Origin of the sequence: Nostocoides vanveenii (assembly GCF_039531165.1) — a bacterium.
GTDB lineage: Bacteria > Actinomycetota > Actinomycetes > Actinomycetales > Dermatophilaceae > Nostocoides_A > Nostocoides_A vanveenii.
This window is the reverse complement of record NZ_BAAAPN010000047.1, coordinates 1-18,665: the sequence shown is the minus strand read 5'-3', so window position 1 is coordinate 18,665 and position 18,665 is coordinate 1. Positions and strand designations below refer to the sequence as shown.

Genomic DNA, 18,665 nt, shown 5'->3' with positions numbered 1-18,665 from the left:
GCGTCAGTAGCATCAGGCGAGGTGTCCATCCCTTGACCGTAGACACCCGCACCGACAACGACCAAGGGACCCGTCCGGGCAGGCTCACCCGAGGTCAGCGCGCGAGCGCCCCGGCGCGATCCAGACTGTCCACGACGGCCTGGGCGAGGAGCCGGTGCCCGACCTCATTGGGGTGGTTGCCGTCCGGCGCGAGCGCGAAGGTCGCGTCCCTCGTGCCGTCGCCCTTGAACGGCGTCACGGTGTCGGCGTAGATCGCGCCACCGGCCTTGGCGACATCCTCGACCACATCATTGAAGGCGTCGGTCAGCTTCGCGCTGGCCGCGACATAGGTCGCGCCCCGGGAGGCACCCACCTGCCCGTCGCGAAAGACATTCCAATAGCCCATCAAGACGATGCGGGCATCCGCCGACCGTTGCTGGGCGGCAATGGCCCCGGTGATCCGGTCAAGGACGTCCTTCGTCTCTGCCAGGGCGGGACCGTCGCAGGCGGCGGTCAGCGGGTCGGCGCAGTCGGGCGAATCGGCCAAGTCCTCATCGAAGTCGTTGGCGCCGATCTCGACGATGACGACATCGGCCCGCCGGAGCCGAGCGATCACGTCGGGATCGCGGAGTTCATCCAGCACATCGGCCGAGGTCTGACCGCCAGCGGCGAGATTGTCGACGGCAGCCTGCCGCCCCGTGCGTTCGGCGAGCAAGGGCCCGGTGAGCTCGGGAAAGGGATCGCACGCACATCCCGCACCGGACGGCACCGAGTCGCCGAGCGCCACGATCCGCAGCGTGCCGCTCCCCGCCGCCAGCACGGGGGTCTCATCCGTGGCCGACGAGCTTGCCGTATGACCGCCAGTTCCCCTTGTGATGCTCGCCGCGCCGCCGCTGGACGCACTGGCGCCGGTCGCGACGCTTGTGGTGGCCGCACTGACGCTGGGCGCACCCTCACCCGTCCCGGTCGGCCGAGTCGCACCCGCCGACGACATGCCACTGCAGCCGGCTAGCACGAGGGCGAGCGACGCGACGACGGCGGCCACGGCATACGGGCGGGTGGCGGGGGTGGACGGGTGGCCGGACCGGACGGCATCCGGCTGGACGGCATCTGGCTCAGGCATGCGGCGCGAACCCGGGCAGCGTCTTGACCAGCCAACTCACCATGGCTGCCTCGGTGGGCGGGATTGTGGCGACATTGTGTCCTCCATGGTGCAGCACGTGGGCGGTCACTGACAGCGGCGGGCGAGCGGCTTTGAGCAGGGCGACCAGGGCGGCATACGCGCTGTGGTCCTCTTTGCTCGCCATCAGCCACAGGGCGATGGGCGGCGGATGATGACCGGCCACGGAGACCAGCTGATAGGTCTTCAGGCCGGCGGGGTCGCTCTTGAACGGCACGTAGGCCGGGTAGAACTCGGGGCTGTTGTAGCCCATGAAGGACACCGCGCCGCCGAAGGTCGCCGGGTAATGCAGGCCGACATTCGCGGCACACCAGCCGCCATAGGACGCGCCAAGCACCAGCCACGACGTGCGCCGGTCGGCGACCCGGAAATGCTTTCCGATCCACGTCGGAATGTCCTGACCGAGCCAGCTCATCGTCTGTGGCCCTTGGCCGGGCGGGGCATTCACGCACTCGGTGTCCAGGGTCAGGGGGATATTGATCTGCGGCATCACCACGATCGGTGGGGCGACCCGGTGGGCATCGACGAGACTCTGAAAGGTCGTGTCGAGGTTGAGCTCGTGGTTGACCGCCGTCGGCCCACCGGGCCACCCGTGCAGAGCCTCGATGACCGGGTAGCGAACTCCCGCGTTCGGATCGTAGCCCTTGGGCAAATAGACAAGCACCTGTCCGACGAGGCCCGTGCGCGCGCCTTTGACGGTGTAGGTCTGCCATTGCTGACCGGGTGCGGGCAGCGGAGCCAGCACCGCCGTGGCGGGCGCGACCGTGACGGACGGGGGCAGCGTGTCGGCGACGGCGGGCAGCGCACCCCGGCTGACTATCGTCGACGCGGAGGAACCGTTGTCCCGGACATCGGTCCAGGTGACGAAGAAGAGGTAGTGGTCGTTCAGAACGACCGCGCAGGTCGCAACCACGGCGGCGCACATGCTCACGGCCGCCGTCGCGCGGCCGAGGATGCCGGCGACGCCGCCTCGTCGCGGCCGGCCAGCCACGATCACGACGAACAAAGCCAGCGCCACCAGGGCCAACAGGCTCGGCAACGCCCACCCCGTCAGGGACACAATGGACCACCTCCGTGGTCATCGTCGGACCGCCGGCTGCTGGTCGGCTGATCGCCGGCTGCGCATCGCCTGGGAGGGTGCACCTGGACCGGTCCGGTAAGATGGCTGTTCTGGCGCGCCGGGAAGTCTGGTCGGCAATGTCCGTGACCGACCCCGAAGCGAAGGCAGTTGATGACCCTTTCGCCGTTGCGCCGCCGTGCGCTCGCACGTCCATCTTGGGCCGAGGCCCAGACCATCCGCGCCGCCCTGCGCACCGAGACCGTCGGTGGCGGCCTCCTGCTCGGCGCCGCACTCCTCGCCCTGATCTGGGCGAACAGCCCCTGGCGCGAGTCATATGCCGCGCTGCGCGACCTCAAGGTCGGCGTCGATTGGGGTCGCCTGCGGCTGAGTCTGGGGCACTGGGCCGCCGACGGCCTGCTGGCCGTCTTCTTCTTCGTCGCCGGCCTGGAACTCAAGCGCGAGTTGCTCGTGGGCGACCTACGCGACCCGGCCAAGGCCGCCGTGCCCGTGGTCGCGGCAAACTGCGGCGTCGTGATCCCCGTGCTCGTCTATATCGGCGTGGTCGTCCTCGGCGGCGGCGACGCCGTGGCGATCGGCGGGTGGGCCATCCCGGCGGCCACCGATATCGCCTTCGCCCTGGCCGTCCTGGCGGTGCTGGGCTCGCACCTACCGTCGGCGCTGCGGGCCTTCCTCCTGACCTTGGCGGTCGTCGACGACCTGATCGCCATCGTCATCATCGCCGCCTTCTACACCGCGGACTTCCAGATCTGGCCCCTGCTGCTCGCGCTCGTCCCGATTGCTGCCTTCGGCGCGCTCGCGCAGCGACGCATGACGTATGCCGTGGCTCTCGTCCCGCTCGCCGCCCTCGCGTGGGCGCTGGTCCACGCCTCCGGTGTGCACGCCACCGTTGCCGGAGTGCTGCTCGCGCTCACCGTCCCGGTCAAGCCCCGCGCATCGGTGCCGGCCCTGAGCAAGCACTCGCGCACGAGCGACATCGCCCACCGGATGGAGCACCGCTTGCGGCCGCTCTCGGCCGGTGTGGCCGTGCCGGTCTTCGCCTTCTTCGCGGCCGGGGTGACCGTCGTCGGTGGTGGCCTGGGCGGGGCGCTGCGCGACCCGATCACCTATGGCGTGATCGCCGGCCTGGTCGCGGGGAAGTTCATCGGCGTGCTGGCCGGGACGTATGTGACCGCGCGGTTCACCCGGGCGGATCTCGATGAGTCACTCGCGTGGATCGATGTCTGCGCGGTCGCCCTGCTCACCGGAATCGGATTCACGGTCTCCTTGCTCGTGGGCGAGTTGGCCTTCGGCGCCGGCCACGAGCGCGACGACCATGTCAAGGTCGGTGTGCTTGCCGGCTCGCTGTTGGCCGCTCTGTTGGCCGGGGTCCTGCTGCGACGGCGCAACGCGCACTACCGTGAGGTGGAGAAGCGGGAGACCGCGGACGAGGACGGGGACGGCACGCCGGACCTCTACCAACAGGCTTGAGCCTTCCGTGATGTATTCCGGTTGCGGGGATCACGGTCGTCGCCCCCACGGGCGGCTAAGGTGAGCGACGTGGGAAGCTCACCGCTGGACAACCGGCCGCTCGACATCGATGGCGAACGCACCATCGGGCAACTCGTCGCTGACGCGAGCCGCGAGATGTCGACCTTGGTTCGCAGCGAGATCGCGCTGGCCAAGGCCGAAGTGACCGGCGGCCTCAAGATCGGCGGCAAGGGTGCCGGGCTGCTCGGCGGCGCCGCCTTCATGGGCCTGCTGGGCGTGATCTTCTTGCTGCACACGTTGGCGCAGGTGCTCGACATCTGGCTGCCGGCGTCCGCGGCCTATGCGATCGTCACCGTGCTGCTCTTCCTGGTCGCCGCAGTCCTGGGCCTGCTGGGCAAGAAGGCGTTGTCGCAGGCCAAGCCCAAGCCCGAGAAGGCCATCGCCGAGGCCGGGAAGACGATCGCCGCGGTCAAGTCCGCGGCCTGACGTCTGCGACGCCGCTGCCCGGCGCGCGAGGCGAGGGCTTCACGCAGCTATCGGCCCAAAGGGGCTCTTCCCAGATGAGGGTGTAGGTCGGCCGGGCGCGTCGGTCCGCAGATAGACGTCGAGGTCTCCCGACGATGGAGGTTCCTACGCCATCCATCCGAAAGACCTCGACGTGACCGACGCTACCCCGCCGGCCGGCTTCGGCCGCCCTGACCTGACCGCCTTCGCGTCTCATCCCAATCGACCCTGATCGAGTCTGCTGACCCCCTCGACGAGAACGCAGCGACATCACAGCCACCCAACCCCGACCGTCCGGGAAGCCGGGACACGTCACATGGCCTGTGCTGCGGGCGTGTCGAGTGGGTCGTCCAGGGGCGACGCAGGAGCGTCGACGCGACGTGCTGAGAGGTGGTTCCAGTCGAGCACTAGGACACCGGCTACAGGCATGGCGATAGGTCAGGAACGGCGTCGCTCCCTACGCAGGAGGGAGCGCAGAGTCTCGGCGTTCGCGTAGCCGACCCGTCGCGCGATCTCGGCGGAGGTAAGGTCCGTGGTTGCTGAGAGGTGCCGAGCTCGTTCGATGCGAAGCCGTTGGACGAAGCCGAGCGGAGTGAGGTTGAGCGCCGCACGGACTCGTCGTTCGAGGGTGCGCCGGCTGGTGCCGAGCGACTGCGCGACGAAGGCGACGTTGAACGGTTCGTCCAGGCGGGCGCGCACGAAGCGTTCGAACTCGACGACGATCGGGTCCTCGTGCCGGAGATGTTCGTAGGCGACGAAGGCCGCCTGCGACGGACGCTCGTCGATGATGAGGAGCTTGGCGACATGTTGGGCCAGGTCGGGGCTGATCGATCGCACGAGTGAGAGCGCGAGGTCGATGTGGGCGAACGCGGCGCCGGCGGTGACGAGGTTCCCGTCGACCACGACCATGGTGTCGAGATCGAGGGCGACGGTCGGATAGCGCTTCAGGAACTCCGGCCCCAGGAACCAGCTGGTCGTCGCCCGCCGATGATGCATCCGTCCGGTCTCGGCGACAGCGAACACGCCGGTGCACGCCGCGGCGATCCGGGTGGTCGCGTCGTCGAGGCGCCCGAGCGAGGCGATGACCGAACGAGCATCTCGGCTCTGGAGGGCGTCGTTGGTAGCGGCGGCCGTGAGGGTTCCAAGCGCAGGGACGACGACCACGTCGAACTCTGCGGACTCCGACAGCGGGTGGTCCACCGACAGGGTCATCGATGCCGTCGTGGACACTCTCCGTTTCGGTCCGAGGATGGCGAGTTCGATCGGGTCGATCCGCGGGTCGACATCGCCGCGGGCTCCGTCGGCCACCCGCACGATGTCGATGACCGACGCGACAGCCGAACCGAAGCAGCCGTCGATCGCGATCAGTCCGATACGCATGGCGCGAACAATAGCAATACTGCCGTATACGCCACTTCTCACACGCTCTTGCTCGTCATACGCTGGACTCGCTTCACCAAGAAACCTCGACACCTAGGAGAACCCCTCATGTCCACACCCGCATCACTTCCGTATGCCTTCGTCGCCAAGATCGTCGCGGCCGATGGACAGCACGACGCGCTCGCCGATCTGCTCGCCGGCGCTGTCGCGCTCGCCAACGAAGAAGTAGGAACGATTGTCTGGTTCGCGGTCAGGACCCACGCCGACACCTTCTGGATCTTCGATGCATTCCCCGACGAGGCCGCTCGCGACGCCCACGCCAACGGCGCCATCGTCGCAGCCCTGATGGCCAACCAGCACCTCCTCGGCGCAGCACCCGAGATCCTGGCGGCCGACGTCCTCGCGTCCAAGCTCCCGTAGTCCGCCAACGCACGAGACGATCGCGCCCCGCCGAGCCGTCGCCAGGTAGCGACGCAACGCCACGCTGCGTTGCCGAGCGGTGCGAGGCCTATCGGCACACGGACAGGATGCCGGCCGCGAGCGCTCAGCCGGCGAGGGGTCCGTCGCAGAGGAGAGCGACGTCGGTGTCGGGCAGAGCCGTGAGGCCAGCGCATCGCGCGACCACAGCTCAGCGCGGGCGGCGCATGATCGCGTCCAGCACGTGCGCCGGCAGCGGTCTGCGCGCGCGCTCGTCCCAGGGCCGCGACAGGCCGGCCAGATCCAGGGTGACGTCGAGCAACTTCGCAGTGAAACCCCACACGAAGAGCCCGCGCACGTCGAACCCCGGGCTGACATAACCGATCGCCGTGTCCACCAGGAAGCGATTGGCCGGATCGGTGAGCTCGGCGATCGGGACTCTAACCACCCGCTCGACCTCGATCGGGCTGAGCACCGAGACGGCCGACGGCGTGTGCCACCAAGCCCCGATCGGGGTCACGGCATTCTGGCTCGGCGTCAGATAGAGCGGCGGCAACTCGAAGACCACGTCGACGCCCGCCGGATCGACGCCGACCTCCTCCTCGGCCTCTCGCAACGCCGCACCGATCGCCCCGTCGTCCTCGGGGTCGAGGCGACCGCCGGGGAAGGAGACCTGGCTGGCGTGGGCGCGCAACTGCGCGCCGCGTTCGGTGAGCAGCACGTCCGGGCCACCATCGGGCCCTTCGCCGAAGAGCATCAGCACAGCCGAATGCCGCTCGACGTTCGGGGGCGGGGCGAACTCGCGAAACCAGTCGGCGTCCACCCCGGCCAGTCGATCGGGGATGCTGCGCAGCCAATCGGGGGCGGGCGTCATACGGTCTCCGGGTCGGCGGCGGTCGCCACGGGACTTGCCGGCGATCCGGCGATTCCGGGGCCCGCAGACGGAACGGGCGCCGCCACGGCTAACTCCGACGGCGCGGCAGGCGCCGACGGCGCGGCCAACACCGACGGCGCGGAAGCAGCCGACGGCGCGGAAGCGGCCGGCGGTGCGGCGCCGGGAGCGAGCTCGAACGTGAGCAACGTGCGGGCCTTAGCGGGGTCGGTCTCGCCGATCCCGTAGGAGGGGCACAGCCGCGCGATCGGGCACGCCCCGCAAGCGGGCCGTTTGGCATGGCAGATGCGCCGGCCGTGGAAGATCACGACGTGCGAGAGCATCGTCCAGTCGCGCTTGGGGATGAGGGCACCGACCGCGGCCTCGACCTTGACCGGGTCCTCCTCCTGGGTCCAGTGCCACCGCCGCACCAACCGGCCGAAGTGGGTGTCGACCGTGATGCCCGGCACGCCGAAGGCGTTGCCTAGCACGACATTCGCGGTCTTGCGGCCGACTCCGGGCAGGGTCACCAGCTGCGCCATCCGGCGCGGGACCTCGCCGCCGAAGTTCTCCACGAGCGCGTCACCGAGTTTGATCAGGGAATCGGCCTTGGCCCGGAAGAAGCCGGTCGGTTTGATGAGCGCTTCGAGCTGCTCGCGATCGGCGCCGGCCAGCGCCGCAGCGTCGGGGTAGCGCGCGAAGAGGTCGGGCGTGACCTTGTTGACCCCGACATCCGTCGTCTGGGCGGACAGGATCGTGGCGACGAGGAGTTGGAGGGGCGTCGCGAAATCGAGTTCGCAATGGGCATACGGATAGAACGCGGCGAGGTCGCGGTAGATCTTGCGAGCGCGGCGGACCCGGCTCAAGGCGTCATCGACCACCGTGCCATCGCTCCTTTCCCGGTCTGCGGCCGTCTCGAATGGCGCACACCGACTCTCGGCGCGGCTGCCGGCCGGCAGCCCGTCCGCGCGCTGCCAATCTAGCCGGGGCCACCGACAAGCCCACGCAGACCGCAGGCTCCACCGTCGCTCGGGCTACTGTGCGCTACGCCCATGGCAGAATGCGGCCCGTGGACCTCGACGTATTGCGCCGTTCGCCCCTGTTCGCTGGGCTTGATGAGCAGGCGACGAGTGACCTGCTCTCCTCGATGACGCCGCTCCATATGGAGCGCAGCGACATCCTCTTCCACGAGGGCGACCCCGGTGATCGGCTCTATGTCATCACCGAGGGCAAGGTCAAGCTCGGTCGCACCAGCTCCGATGGTCGCGAGAACCTCCTGGCGATCCTGGGCCCGGGCGAGATGTTCGGTGAGCTGAGCCTGTTCGATCCCGGCCCGCGCACCGCGACCGCGACGGCCGTGGCCGAGACCCAACTCGTCGGGCTGACCACCGATGCGCTGCACACCTACCTGGTCGCCCGCCCGCAGGTGTCCTTTACTCTGCTCGCCGCCTTGGCCCGCCGGCTGCGGCGCACCAACGAATCCCTCGCCGACCTGGTCTTCACCGATGTGCCCGGCCGCGTCGCCAAGGCCCTCCTGGAGCTCTCGCAGCGCTTCGGCCGTCCCGTCGAGGACGGCATCCTCGTCGGGCACGACCTGACTCAGGAGGAGTTGGCCCAACTGGTCGGCGCCTCCCGCGAGACCGTGAACAAGGCCCTCGCCGACTTCGCGACCCGCGGCTGGATCAAGCTCGAAGCGCGCGCCGTGCTGCTGATGAACCTCGAGCGCCTGCACAAGCGCGCCGGCGCCTGACCGCAGACGCTCCAGGCGTCACTGCCGCTCCGCCAGATAGGCCAGTTGCGCCGCGATCGAGAGGCGGGCGGCCGGCCATACGTCGCGGGGCACATCGGCATAGACGCGTTCCAGGACACCGTCGACACCGTCGGCCCCATCGGCGAGGGCCTGGCGGACCTGCTCCAGTCGCTCCGCGCGATGCGCCCGGTAGTACGCGACCAGAGCCGAGGCATCCGGGACCACCGGGCCGTGACCGGGCAAGATGGTCGCGACGCCGGCGCCGGTGAGCGCCTGCAGCCGTTCCAGGCTGTCGAGATAGGCCGCGAGTTCGCCGTCCGGGTGCGCGACCACCGTCGTGCCGCGCCCCAGGACGGTGTCCCCCGTCAGCAGCGCGTGGTCGGCGTCGAGGACGAAGGACAGCGAATCGGCCGTATGCCCGGGCGTCGCCACCACGCGCAACTCCACCCCCGCGGCCCGCACCACCGATCCATCGGCCAGGTCGGCGTGTCCGCGCCCAATGGGGCGCACGACCGACCCTGTGAGTTCGGCGAAGCGTGGCGCGCCGGCGCTGTGGTCGAGGTGGGCGTGGGTGAGGATCGTGGTCGTCACCCGGGCCCCGCGGTCGGCGACCACACGGCATACGGACTGGAGGTGGCTTTCATCGTCCGGGCCGGGGTCGATGACCAGGGCCGCCGTGCTCCCGGGCGCCATCACGATCCACGTATTAGTGCCGTCGAGCGTCATCGGGCCCGGGTTCGGCGCGAGCACGCACGTGGCGTGGGGGGTGATCTCGCCCCCGGCCCAGGGCGTCACGGCAGGTCCGCCCGCATCGCCCAGCCCCGGTCGGTGAGCACGGGCACCGGCATCACGGTGGGCACCGGCTGCCGGGCGGCGACGAAGGCGGCGGCCGACGGTGCGGCCGCGATGGCTTCGAGGCAGACCCGGGTCGGCGGCATGAGGCTGTCGGTGCCCTCCTGCAGGATGTCGCAAGCGAGCACCCAGTCGGCGATCTCGGCTTCAGTGGTCTCGGCGTCTGCCGCCTGACCGGGCGGCACCAGGGCGCTGAAGAAGTAGGTGTCGTATCGACGCGGTTCGATCTCGGGGGTGATCCAGTGCGCGTGAAAGCCGAGCAGATCGGTGCGAGCGACCAACTCGTGCTCGGTCAGCACCTGCGCGAGCGACCGTTCCCGGGTGAGCAACTGCCCGCGGGCGCGCACCAGGTCGGCGGTGTTCGTCGCCTCGATTGCCGTATGCCCGCGCACCCCCGCCAGCAGCACACCCGCCTCCTCGAAGAGCTCGCGGATAGCTGCGGTCACCACAGCTGCGGCGGTCGCGAAGGCGCTCACCTCGGCCTCGTCACCGGCTGGATCGCCCTCGTGGCGATCGCCGGCCTGGTCCAACTCACCACCGGGCGCCGGCGCGAGGACCGACGCCCACTCCGTGGGGCTCGGCCCGGCCCAGGGCAGCGGCTGGTAGTCCGTCGCGTCGACGCTGCCGCCGGGGAAGACCGTCATGCGCGGCGCGAAGGCCATGGTCGAGACCCGCCGCTGCACAAAGACCTCGACACCGTCGACTCCGTCGCGCACGAGGATTACGGTCGCGGCGGGCTTGGTGGGTGGCGAGACTCCGGGGTCGGCCACCCAGGCCGAGCAGCGGTCGGCGAGCCCGCGCGAGGCGGGCATCACGAAGTCACGAGGGCTCATGGTTCGGGAGATGTCGTGGGGAGGACGCCGCGCGCGACTGACCGCCAGGGGCGGTCGTCAGTCGAGCGCGACGATGATTTCGACCTCGACGGGCGCGTCCAGCGGCAAGGCAGCCACGCCGACGGCCGAGCGCGCGTGCACGCCGGCCTCGCCGAAGGCCTTGCCGAGCAACTCGCTCGCGCCGTTGACGACACCCGGCTGACCGGTGAAGTCGGGGTGGCTAGCCACGAAGCCGACCACCTTGACCACCCGGGCCACCTGATCGAGGTCGCCGATCAGCGCCTTGACGGCGGCGATCGCATTCAGCGCACACGCCTGGGCGAGTTCCTTGGCAACGTCGGGGGCGACCAAGCCGGCACCCTCGCCGACCTTGCCGGTCGCCGCCATCGAGCCACCGGCCATCGGCAGTTGGCCGGAGGTGAACACCAGATTCCCCTGGCGCACGGCCGGCACATAGGCGGCGACGGGTGGGACGACCTCGGGGACGCTCAGGCCCAGTTCGGCCAGGCGGTCTTCGACAGCGGACATGGCTCTCCTTTTAGTCCTTGGGACGCTTGAGGTAGGCAACCAGGCCGTTGCCATCCGGACCCGTGACGACCTGGACGAGTTCCCACCCGTCGGCGCCCCACTGGTCGAGGATCTGCTTGGTGGCGTGGACGATCAGCGGGACCGTCGCATATTCCCATCGGGTCATGGCGGCGACTCTATCCCCGACGGTGCTGCGGGTGCCCGGCCGTGGGTGAGGCTCGTCACACACCCGTGCTCCGGCCAGGGTGCCACCCACTCACGACGGCGACCGGCCGACGCCCGCGCTACTCGGCGGCGTCGAAGGTGCCTAGGGTGATCCGGTGACCCCCCGTTCCACGCCCACGCACCCGGCAACGGCCGGCGTGCGCCTGCACATCGTCACCGGCAAGGGCGGGACCGGCAAGACGACGGTCGCCGCCGCCCTCGCCATCGCGATCGCCCGCCAGGGCAAGAAGGTGCTGCTCGCCGAAGTAGAGGACCGTCAAGGCATCAGCCAGATCTTCGACATTGCCCCCCTGGCGCACGCCGAGACGCTGATCTTCAATGACCCGTCCGGGGGCAGCCTGTGGGGATTGGCCGTCGAGCCCAAGGCGGCCCTGCTGGAGTACCTCCACAAGTTCTACAAGCTCGGGCGCGCCGGCAGCCTGCTGGAAAAGCTCGGCGCCGTCGACTTCGCCACCACCATCGCTCCCGGGCTGCGCGACGTCCTGCTGATCGGCAAGGTCTACGAGGCCGTCGGCAGGCGCACCGGCCGCGGCCGCTCGGCTGCCCCTGTCTATGACGCGGTCGTCCTCGATGCCCCGCCGACCGGCCGCATCGGCCGCTTCCTGGGCGTCAACGAGGAGGTCGCCGAGATTGCCAAGGTCGGCCCGATCCGGGCCCAGGCCGATTCGATCACCGCGCTTCTGCAGAGCCGGATCACGGCCGTGCACGTCGTCACCCTGCTGGAGGAGATGCCGGTGCAGGAGTGCATCGACGCACTGGCCGAACTCACAGCCAAGCGGATGCCCCTCGGCGGCATCGTCGTCAACCAGGTCCGCGACCCGATCCTGTCCGACGCCGATCTCGACGACCTCGCGGGCGGCGCGTCCCCGCAGCTCCGTGCGGCTATCGCCGACGATTTGACCCACGCGGGCGTGGCGCAACCCAACACCACGGCCGACACCCTCCTCGCCGAAGCCGCCGAACACCTCGAACGCCTCGATCTCCAAGGAGAGCAGGACCAGCGCATCCAGGCCCAGGGCCGCGCCGTGTTCTACCTGCCCGCTCTCGCTGACGGTCTGCAATCGGGCGGCATCACCGTGCTCGCCGACGAACTCCATGCTCAAGGAATGGTGTGATGGCCCGCCCTACTGATTCACCCTCGCTGCGCCTCGATGACCTGATCGCCGATCCGCAGACCCGGATCGTCGTCTGCTGCGGATCGGGCGGGGTGGGCAAGACCACCACCGCCGCCGCTCTGGGCGTGCGCGCGGCCGAGCAGGGCCGCCGCGTCGTCGTGCTGACGATCGACCCCGCGCTGCGGCTGGCCCAGTCGCTCGGCCTGTCCGCCCTCGACAATACCCCCCGCCCGGTCACCGGGATCGACACCGCGTCTGGCGGCTCGCTGGACGCGATGATGCTGGATATGAAGCGGACCTTCGATGAGGTCGTGGAGCAGCACGCCACCCCCGAGAAGGCTGCTCAGATTCTCGCCAACCCGTTCTATATCGCGGTCTCCTCCTCCTTCGCCGGCACCCAGGAGTACATGGCGATGGAGAAGCTCGGCCAACTGCGCGAGCAGGCCCGGCGCGAGGACCGCTGGGACCTCATCGTCGTCGACACCCCGCCCTCGCGCTCGGCCCTGGATTTCCTCGACGCCCCCAAGCGCCTCGGGTCCTTCCTCGATGGTCGCTTCATCCGCATCCTCGTCGCTCCCGCGAAGGCTGGCGGCAAGGCCTATTTCAAGGCTCTCGGTGCAACCGTGACGGTCGCGGTCGGCGTGATGACGAAGGTCCTCGGCGGCGATTTGCTGCGGGATGTCCAGACCTTCGTCGCCGCCCTCGACACGATGTTCGGTGGCTTCCGCGAGCGCGCCGACGCCACGTATGCCCTGCTCCAAGACGCCGAGACCGCCTTCGTCGTGGTCGCCTCACCCGATCGCGACGCGCTGCGCGAGGCGAGCTTCTTCGTCGAACGCCTCGGCCAGGAACGGATGCCGCTGGCCGGCGTCGTCGTCAATCGCGTCCAGACCCTCGCCGGCAACCTCAGCCGTAGCCGCGCCGAGGACGCGGCGGCCGCCCTGGACGAGGCAACACCGAGATCCTCGGCCAGCGCCGACCTGCTGCGCCTGCATGCCGATCTGGCCACCATGGCCGAGCGCCATCAAGCGCAGATCGGACGCTTCCGATCCGGGAACCCGGGCATCGCCGTAACCCAGGTCCCGGCAGCGGCCCGCGACATCCACGACCTCGAGGGTCTGCGCGAGGTCGGCGTAACGCTGGCGGGCTGATCGCGCTCTCGCAGGCTGACCTGAAGTCATGGCGCCCTGACCCTGACGGGCGGAGGGGGAACCCGCCAGGGCGGATCAGGCGCGACCTAACCGGCCCGGGTCCCCCCGCGGGCGATGCCGAGCAGCAGGTCGTACCACGACGTCACGTCGGGGCGACGGCGCAGCAAGGCGCGGCGTTCGCGCTCGGTGAGGCCACCCCATACGCCGAATTCGACGTGATTGTCGAGCGCCTCCGCGAGGCATTGAAGCGCGACCGGGCAGGTGCGGCATACCTTCTTGGCCTCGTTCTGCGCCTTGCCGCGCACGAAAAGTCGGTCGATGTCCTCATTCGCGCACGCGGATCGTCGCGCCCAGTGCGCTCGGTCCTCGGCGTCGTCCGCTGCGCCTCGTCGGGCCATCCCCGCCTCCTTCAGATGAAGTTCTGTCAGAGGTGAGAGCGGGGCCGGGGGGCTGTGATACCTCCCGATCGGCATCAGTTTTGGTGTGACGTGCCGACCCGGTGCGCGGCCGTCGTCAGACTCGTCATTTACCCTGCCACCATGGCTGTTCGTCCGGACCGTGCGTCGATGCCGCACCTGATGTCCTTGCTCGCGGCATTCGTCGCCGTCAGCGTCGCCATGGGTGTGTTGGCGGCCGGGCTGCTGATGCCTGCGGTCGGCGCGGCCGGCTCGCTGAGCAACAAGTCCATCAACGCCTTCGACAATATCGACAAGACCTGGACGACCACGGCGCTCGCGCAGCAGTCGAAGGTCCTCGACGCGGACAACAAGGTCATCGCCACGCCGTATGACCAGAACCGCATCATCGTCAAGCTCTCCAAGGTCGCCCCGATCATGCAGCAGGCGCAGGTGGCGATCGAGGACAGCCGGTTCTTCGATCACGGGGCGCTCGACATCCGCGGCACGGCGCGGGCCTTCTTCAACAATGCGGCCGGCAACTCCACCCAGGGTGGGTCGTCGCTGACCCAGCAGTTCGTGAAGATGACGCTGCAATACGAGGCCTTGAAGAAGGGCGACGAACAGGCCGCGCTGGACGCCATCGACGTCAACTATGGGCGCAAGCTGCGCGAGATGGCCCTGGCCATGCAGGTCGAGAAGGAGATGACCAAGAGACAGATCCTGCAGGGTTATCTCAACCTGGCCTACTACGGCGACCAGGCCTATGGCATCGAGGCCGCCGCGCTGCACTACTTCGATGTGCACGCGAGCCAGCTCAATCTGACCCAATCAGCGACGCTGGCCGGTGTCGTGCAGAGCCCGAGCAATAGCGACCCGCACAACTACCCCGAGGCCGCGCAAAAGCGGCGCGATGTGGTGCTCGACCGGATGGCGCAACTTGGCATCATCAGCGCGGCCGAGAGTGCCGCGGCCAAAAAGCCGTCGATCAAGAGCCTGCTGCGCATCCGCGACTCCGAGGGCGGCACGTGCGATCGCAGTTCGCAGCCCTACTTCTGCAACTACGTCATCGCCTACCTCAAGACCTTGAAGGTGCTCGGCAAGAATGAGGACGAGCGCACCCTCGCGATCAACCGCGGTGGACTGACCATCAAGACGACGATCAAGAGCGACTGGCAACAGCAGATCCTCGTCGACCTGCGCAGCCGCGTGCCCGCCGGCGATCCTTCCGGCATCGGCGCGGCCGCCGCTGTTGTCGAACCGGGCACCGGCAAGGTGCTCGCGATGGTGCAGACCTCCGAATACGGCCTGACCAAGGACAAAAAGTCGTCGGTGGCCAAGACCACGCAGTCCTGGGTCGTCCCCATCGCTTATGGCGGCACGCTCGGCTTCCCGATCGGCTCGACCGCCAAAGTCTTCACCTTGTTGACAGCGCTGGAATCGGGCATCCCCGTCAACGGCACCGTCCCGGCACCTGCCGCCGGCATCGGCCTGCGCAATGCACACGCCTTCCCGCCCACTGTCTACAAGGACGGTTGCGGCAGCCCCGACACCTGGTACGTCAGCAACGACTTCCAGACCAAGGGGCCGACGGAGACGTTCCGCTACGCGACGGCCCAGTCGATCAACTCGGCCTTCGCGGCGACGATGATCTCGCTCGGCGGCTGCAAGGTCCGCGACATGTGGAACCGCCTCGGCGCCGTCGATGGGAATGGCAAGGAGGTCTACCCGACTCCGTCGAACCTGACTCTCGGGTCCGCATCGGTGGCGCCGTTGACGCTGGCGAACGTCTACGCGACATTGGCGGCCGACGGCAAGTGGTGCCCGACCACGCCCATCGAATCCATCAAGACGGCCGACGGGAAATTCCTCAAGTTGCCCGCCCCGAAGTGCAAGCAGGTGCTCCAGCCTGACATCGTGGCCGGCGCGGACGAACTATTGAAGGGCGTCATCGCGACGGGCACGGGGACCGCCGCTGCCATCGGCCGCCCGGCTGCGGGCAAGACCGGCACCCACGAAGGCCACCAGCAGTCCTGGTTCGTCGGCTACACCCCCCAACTCGCCACGGCCGTTTATGTGGGCACCCCCATCACCGCCCACGAGATGGACGGTGCCGGCGCCTGTGTCGGAGGTCGGTGCTACGGACATATCTTCGGCGGCACCATCGCTGCGCCCCTGTGGGGCCAGATCATGGGGCAGATCACCCAAGGCATGCCCTACCAGAACTTCCCCGCACCGAGCTACAAGATCCTCAACGGCGACCTGGTCAGCGTCCCGTATGTCGTGGGCCGCTCCGTCGGGGACGCCACGGCGATCCTGCAGGCAGCCGGCTTCAGTGCGGTCGTCGGGGGAACGGTTCAGTCGACCGTGCCGGCCGGCCTGGTGGGTGCAACCGCGCCGACTGGCAGCGCGGCGAGGGGGACCACGATCACCTTGCTGACCTCGACCGGCTATGTCCCGCCCCCGGTGACCCAGAAGCCGCCGCCCAACACCGCGACGACGCCGGCCAACACCGCGACCAAGCCAGCCAATACCGCCACCAAACCACCGGGCAACACGCTCACCTCCCAGAAGCCCTGACCCCACCCCCGCCTCTGGGCTCCCCACGCTCTGCGTCGAGAGGCCGCTTCAGCCCCGTCGAGAGGCCGCTTCAGCCCCGTCGACAGGCCGATTCAGGGTCATCCAAGGGCCGGCTTTCCCGGTGCGGGGCCCCGTGATCGTCGAGCGGGTCAGCGGGTGAGCGCCTCCCTCACCGCCGCCGCGACGGCCTTCCCGTCCGCCCGGCCGGCGACCTTGGCCTGGACCGCCTTCATGACCGGGCCCATCTGGGCCATGCCGCTCGCACCGGTCTCCGCGATGGCCTCACCGATGATCTCGGCGACGGCCGCGTCGTCCAGTTGCGCGGGCAGGTAGCCCTCCAGGATCGCCAACTCGGCATTCTCCGTCGACGCAAGCTCCGGCCGGTCCGCGTGCTCGTATGCCGCCGACGCCTCCCGCCGCTTCTTCGCCTCGCGCGCCAGCACCTTGAGCACGTCGTCGTCGCTGACCTCGTGGTGGGCGCCTGAGGTTTCTTCGGTGGTGATGGCCGTCAGCACCATCCGCAGCGTCCCCGCCCGCACCTGATCGCGCGCGCGGATGGCCTCGGTGAGGTCGGACTGCAGGCTGGCCTTGGACACGCTCATACGCCCATCCTCGCAGGGCCCAGGCAAGAGCTTTTCCGCCCGATGCCGGAACCTGCTCGTTCGCACGGGAAACTTCCCCCGAGTATGTTCCCGCGCGAACCCCGGCACCGAAGACGACCTAGCGACGGTCGCCCAGGTTACTGGGACAATGGAACGATGCATCCGCTGCTTCGCGCTGCCGGCGCCCTGACCGCCACAGGCCTCGCCGGTCTGGGGTACGCCTCGCTGATCGAGCGCAATGCCTTCACGCTGCGGCGGTTCACCCTGCCGATCCTGCCGACGGGTGCCGACCCGATCCGCGTGGTCACCATGAGCGATATGCACCTAGTGCCGCGGCAGACCCGCAAGATCGAATGGGTACGCCGGCTGGCCGACCTTAAGCCCGACCTCGTCGTCAACACCGGCGACAACCTCGGTCATATGGAGGCCGTCCCCGCGGCAGTGCGCGCGCTCGAGCCGCTCTACGGCATACCCGGGGTTTTTGCGCTTGGGTCGAACGACTACCTCGCGCCCACCGCCAAGAACCCCGCCCGCTACCTGCTGCCCGACTCGCGCACGCCGGTGGTCGACCGGGCTCTGCTGCCGGTCGGTGAGTTGATCGATTCCTTCGAGCGTGACGCCGGGTGGCTCAATCTCAACAATGCGCGCGGGGGGCTGCACGTCAAGGGCCTCGACGTCGAGTTCGTCGGCGTCGACGACCCGCACCTCGACCGCGACACGTATGCCGCGGTGGCCGGCCCCCGCGCCAGCGACACCAACCTCTTCCTCGGGGTGCTCCACGCCCCCTACACCCGGGTGCTCGATGCGATGGCGCGCGACGGCGTGGACGCGATCATCGCCGGCCATACGCACGGCGGACAGCTCTGCGTGCCCGGCTTCGGCGCGCTGGTGACCAACTGCGACCTCGACCGGCACCGGGCGAAAGGCGTCTCGCGCTGGTGGGAGGGGGCGAACGGCATACCGTCCCGGGAGGCGCCGGCGGATGCACCGTGGATGCATGTCTCGGCCGGCCTGGGCACCTCGCCCTTCGCGCCAGTGCGCTTCGCTTGCCGCCCAGAAGCCAGCCTGTTGACGATGGTCCCGCGCGCTTGACTCGATGTCGTGCAGAAGGTGCGCTCGGCTGCACCTTCTGCACGACATCCCGGTGGTCCCCAGAGACTGGAGCAGGCCCCTTGTCCAGGCCTGGGAATGGATTTCGAGCGGCGCCGCGCCCTGGGTTATCCTGTGTCGTCGCCGTCCGTCTCGGGTGGCGACGCTCCGTGCCAGACACGGACCAGCCACGGGGTGTGGCGCAGCTTGGTAGCGCGCTTCGTTCGGGACGAAGAGGCCGCAGGTTCAAATCCTGTCACCCCGACCAGTTGACTTTGGGGCTCTGACCTGCGGAAACGCGGTCAGGGCCCTTCTGTAATTGTCGCCCGCGGGCACAAGTGGGGCATAAGGGCACTGGTCGCGAACAGGTAAGACCCCCGCGAGGCGGCAACCTCCGGGGGTCGGACGACAGCAGTTCGAGGTGCTGACGTGACGTCAATGGTAGCCGTGGACGCTCCGCCCGTGAAGGGTGCTGAGCACCTGGTCGCTGTGCGTCCTGTCCCCTCGCGTCGTCGCTTGTGTCCCTCTGCCCTGGCGTTTAGGTGTGGTCACCTTCTCTGGCCCCGGGTAGGCCGCTGATCGTCGCGAATGTCGGCCCCATCTCGGTGGTCGCGGTGGCCCGTTGTTCGGGTGGGTGTGTCGTCGCGAATATTGGCCCCACCCGTG

Annotated in this window: 19 protein-coding genes and 1 tRNA gene; 9 read left to right on the top strand and 11 right to left on the bottom strand. The window is 69.1% G+C overall.

The window, feature by feature from the left end; genetic code table 11:
• Positions 1-94 precede the first annotated feature (94 nt).
• Positions 95-1,102: an SGNH/GDSL hydrolase family protein gene (locus tag ABD209_RS10075; protein WP_344065598.1), complete on the bottom strand. Its 1,008-nt coding sequence runs from the start codon at positions 1,100-1,102 to the stop codon at positions 95-97.
• Complete coding sequence (locus ABD209_RS10070; RefSeq protein ID WP_344065595.1) at positions 1,095-2,219, bottom strand: alpha/beta hydrolase; 1,125 nt, start codon at positions 2,217-2,219, stop codon at positions 1,095-1,097. Before ABD209_RS10070 ends, ABD209_RS10075 begins: the two co-directional genes overlap by 8 nt.
• A 171-nt stretch (positions 2,220-2,390) precedes the next feature.
• On the opposite strand from ABD209_RS10070, the gene nhaA reads away from it, so the two are divergent.
• Both nhaA and ABD209_RS10060 read left to right on the top strand, forming a co-directional pair.
• On the top strand, positions 2,391-3,707 hold the full coding sequence (nhaA, locus tag ABD209_RS10065; protein WP_344065592.1) for a Na+/H+ antiporter NhaA: 1,317 nt from the start codon (positions 2,391-2,393) through the stop codon (positions 3,705-3,707).
• Positions 3,708-3,776: 69 nt separating this feature from the next.
• Positions 3,777-4,193: a phage holin family protein gene (locus ABD209_RS10060; RefSeq protein WP_344065589.1), complete on the top strand. Its 417-nt coding sequence runs from the start codon at positions 3,777-3,779 to the stop codon at positions 4,191-4,193.
• A gap of 456 nt (positions 4,194-4,649) precedes the next feature.
• Here the strand turns inward: ABD209_RS10060 and ABD209_RS10055 are convergent, their stop codons facing one another.
• On the bottom strand, positions 4,650-5,591 hold the full coding sequence (locus tag ABD209_RS10055; protein ID WP_344065586.1) for a GlxA family transcriptional regulator: 942 nt from the start codon (positions 5,589-5,591) through the stop codon (positions 4,650-4,652).
• Between the two features lie 108 nt (positions 5,592-5,699).
• Here ABD209_RS10055 and ABD209_RS10050 point away from each other — a divergent pair, with 108 nt between their 5' ends.
• Positions 5,700-6,011 (top strand): putative quinol monooxygenase, encoded by a 312-nt coding sequence (locus tag ABD209_RS10050; RefSeq protein WP_003941073.1) that lies wholly within the window; start codon positions 5,700-5,702, stop codon positions 6,009-6,011.
• A gap of 208 nt (positions 6,012-6,219) precedes the next feature.
• On the opposite strand, the gene ABD209_RS10045 is transcribed toward ABD209_RS10050, so the two are convergent.
• The gene (locus tag ABD209_RS10045) at positions 6,220-6,882 is read right to left on the bottom strand and encodes an NUDIX hydrolase (RefSeq protein ID WP_344065553.1); all 663 of its coding nucleotides are present in this window, start codon (positions 6,880-6,882) and stop codon (positions 6,220-6,222) included.
• Positions 6,879-7,760 carry an endonuclease III gene (nth, locus tag ABD209_RS10040; protein WP_344065550.1) on the bottom strand — a complete coding sequence of 294 codons (882 nt, stop codon included), beginning with the start codon at positions 7,758-7,760 and terminating at the stop codon, positions 6,879-6,881. Before nth ends, ABD209_RS10045 begins: the two co-directional genes overlap by 4 nt.
• A 188-nt stretch (positions 7,761-7,948) precedes the next feature.
• Between nth and ABD209_RS10035 the strand changes: the two genes are divergently transcribed.
• Positions 7,949-8,629 carry a Crp/Fnr family transcriptional regulator gene (locus ABD209_RS10035; protein ID WP_344065547.1) on the top strand — a complete coding sequence of 227 codons (681 nt, stop codon included), beginning with the start codon at positions 7,949-7,951 and terminating at the stop codon, positions 8,627-8,629.
• 18 nt (positions 8,630-8,647) lie between these two features.
• Here ABD209_RS10035 and ABD209_RS10030 read toward each other — a convergent pair whose 3' ends face one another.
• The 4 genes from ABD209_RS10030 to sp36 are packed head-to-tail and all read right to left on the bottom strand — an operon-like array spanning position 8,648 to position 11,008.
• On the bottom strand, positions 8,648-9,424 hold the full coding sequence (locus ABD209_RS10030; RefSeq protein WP_425564641.1) for an MBL fold metallo-hydrolase: 777 nt from the start codon (positions 9,422-9,424) through the stop codon (positions 8,648-8,650).
• Entirely contained in the window at positions 9,421-10,314 is an 894-nt protein-coding gene (locus tag ABD209_RS10025; RefSeq protein WP_344065544.1) for an NUDIX hydrolase, read from the bottom strand. The genes ABD209_RS10030 and ABD209_RS10025 overlap by 4 nt, the downstream gene beginning before the upstream one ends.
• 57 nt (positions 10,315-10,371) lie before the next feature.
• Positions 10,372-10,842, bottom strand: coding sequence for a RidA family protein (locus ABD209_RS10020; protein ID WP_344065541.1), 471 nt, complete (start codon positions 10,840-10,842; stop codon positions 10,372-10,374).
• A gap of 10 nt (positions 10,843-10,852) precedes the next feature.
• Positions 10,853-11,008 carry a Sp36 family protein gene (gene sp36, locus ABD209_RS10015; protein WP_324387034.1) on the bottom strand — a complete coding sequence of 52 codons (156 nt, stop codon included), beginning with the start codon at positions 11,006-11,008 and terminating at the stop codon, positions 10,853-10,855.
• A 154-nt stretch (positions 11,009-11,162) separates the two neighbouring features.
• Between sp36 and bagA the strand changes: the two genes are divergently transcribed.
• Together bagA and bagB are read left to right on the top strand one after the other, a co-directional pair.
• Positions 11,163-12,182, top strand: coding sequence for an ATPase BagA (gene bagA, locus ABD209_RS10010; RefSeq protein WP_344065537.1), 1,020 nt, complete (start codon positions 11,163-11,165; stop codon positions 12,180-12,182).
• Positions 12,182-13,333 carry an ArsA family ATPase gene (bagB, locus tag ABD209_RS10005; RefSeq protein ID WP_344065534.1) on the top strand — a complete coding sequence of 384 codons (1,152 nt, stop codon included), beginning with the start codon at positions 12,182-12,184 and terminating at the stop codon, positions 13,331-13,333. Before bagA ends, bagB begins: the two co-directional genes overlap by 1 nt.
• An 86-nt stretch (positions 13,334-13,419) precedes the next feature.
• Here the strand turns inward: bagB and ABD209_RS10000 are convergent, their stop codons facing one another.
• Positions 13,420-13,731 (bottom strand): WhiB family transcriptional regulator, encoded by a 312-nt coding sequence (locus ABD209_RS10000; RefSeq protein ID WP_344065531.1) that lies wholly within the window; start codon positions 13,729-13,731, stop codon positions 13,420-13,422.
• Between the two features lie 141 nt (positions 13,732-13,872).
• Between ABD209_RS10000 and ABD209_RS09995 the strand changes: the two genes are divergently transcribed.
• Positions 13,873-16,308, top strand: coding sequence for a transglycosylase domain-containing protein (locus ABD209_RS09995; RefSeq protein WP_344065528.1), 2,436 nt, complete (start codon positions 13,873-13,875; stop codon positions 16,306-16,308).
• A 149-nt stretch (positions 16,309-16,457) separates the two neighbouring features.
• Here the strand turns inward: ABD209_RS09995 and ABD209_RS09990 are convergent, their stop codons facing one another.
• Positions 16,458-16,910: a GatB/YqeY domain-containing protein gene (locus ABD209_RS09990; RefSeq protein WP_344065525.1), complete on the bottom strand. Its 453-nt coding sequence runs from the start codon at positions 16,908-16,910 to the stop codon at positions 16,458-16,460.
• Positions 16,911-17,066: 156 nt separating this feature from the next.
• Here ABD209_RS09990 and ABD209_RS09985 point away from each other — a divergent pair, with 156 nt between their 5' ends.
• Entirely contained in the window at positions 17,067-18,002 is a 936-nt protein-coding gene (locus ABD209_RS09985; RefSeq protein WP_344065522.1) for a metallophosphoesterase, read from the top strand.
• A 188-nt stretch (positions 18,003-18,190) separates the two neighbouring features.
• Positions 18,191-18,267, top strand: a tRNA-Pro gene (locus ABD209_RS09980).
• The last annotated feature ends 398 nt before the right edge of the window (positions 18,268-18,665 follow it).

What these genes read in the sequence shown, in the direction of transcription:
- nhaA (WP_344065592.1), top strand. Translation starts at nt 2,391, where the DNA reads ATGACCCTTTCGCCGTTGCGCCGCCGTGCGCTCGCACGTCCATCTTGG.
- ABD209_RS10020 (WP_344065541.1), bottom strand. Translation starts at nt 10,842, where the DNA reads ATGTCCGCTGTCGAAGACCGCCTGGCCGAACTGGGCCTGAGCGTCCCC.
- ABD209_RS10055 (WP_344065586.1), bottom strand. Translation starts at nt 5,591, where the DNA reads ATGCGTATCGGACTGATCGCGATCGACGGCTGCTTCGGTTCGGCTGTC.
- ABD209_RS10045 (WP_344065553.1), bottom strand. Translation starts at nt 6,882, where the DNA reads ATGACGCCCGCCCCCGATTGGCTGCGCAGCATCCCCGATCGACTGGCC.
- ABD209_RS10025 (WP_344065544.1), bottom strand. Translation starts at nt 10,314, where the DNA reads ATGAGCCCTCGTGACTTCGTGATGCCCGCCTCGCGCGGGCTCGCCGAC.
- ABD209_RS09990 (WP_344065525.1), bottom strand. Translation starts at nt 16,910, where the DNA reads ATGAGCGTGTCCAAGGCCAGCCTGCAGTCCGACCTCACCGAGGCCATC.
- ABD209_RS10000 (WP_344065531.1), bottom strand. Translation starts at nt 13,731, where the DNA reads ATGGCCCGACGAGGCGCAGCGGACGACGCCGAGGACCGAGCGCACTGG.
- bagB (WP_344065534.1), top strand. Translation starts at nt 12,182, where the DNA reads ATGGCCCGCCCTACTGATTCACCCTCGCTGCGCCTCGATGACCTGATC.
- ABD209_RS09995 (WP_344065528.1), top strand. Translation starts at nt 13,873, where the DNA reads ATGGCTGTTCGTCCGGACCGTGCGTCGATGCCGCACCTGATGTCCTTG.
- ABD209_RS10050 (WP_003941073.1), top strand. Translation starts at nt 5,700, where the DNA reads ATGTCCACACCCGCATCACTTCCGTATGCCTTCGTCGCCAAGATCGTC.
- ABD209_RS10075 (WP_344065598.1), bottom strand. Translation starts at nt 1,102, where the DNA reads ATGCCTGAGCCAGATGCCGTCCAGCCGGATGCCGTCCGGTCCGGCCAC.
- ABD209_RS09985 (WP_344065522.1), top strand. Translation starts at nt 17,067, where the DNA reads ATGCATCCGCTGCTTCGCGCTGCCGGCGCCCTGACCGCCACAGGCCTC.
- sp36 (WP_324387034.1), bottom strand. Translation starts at nt 11,008, where the DNA reads ATGACCCGATGGGAATATGCGACGGTCCCGCTGATCGTCCACGCCACC.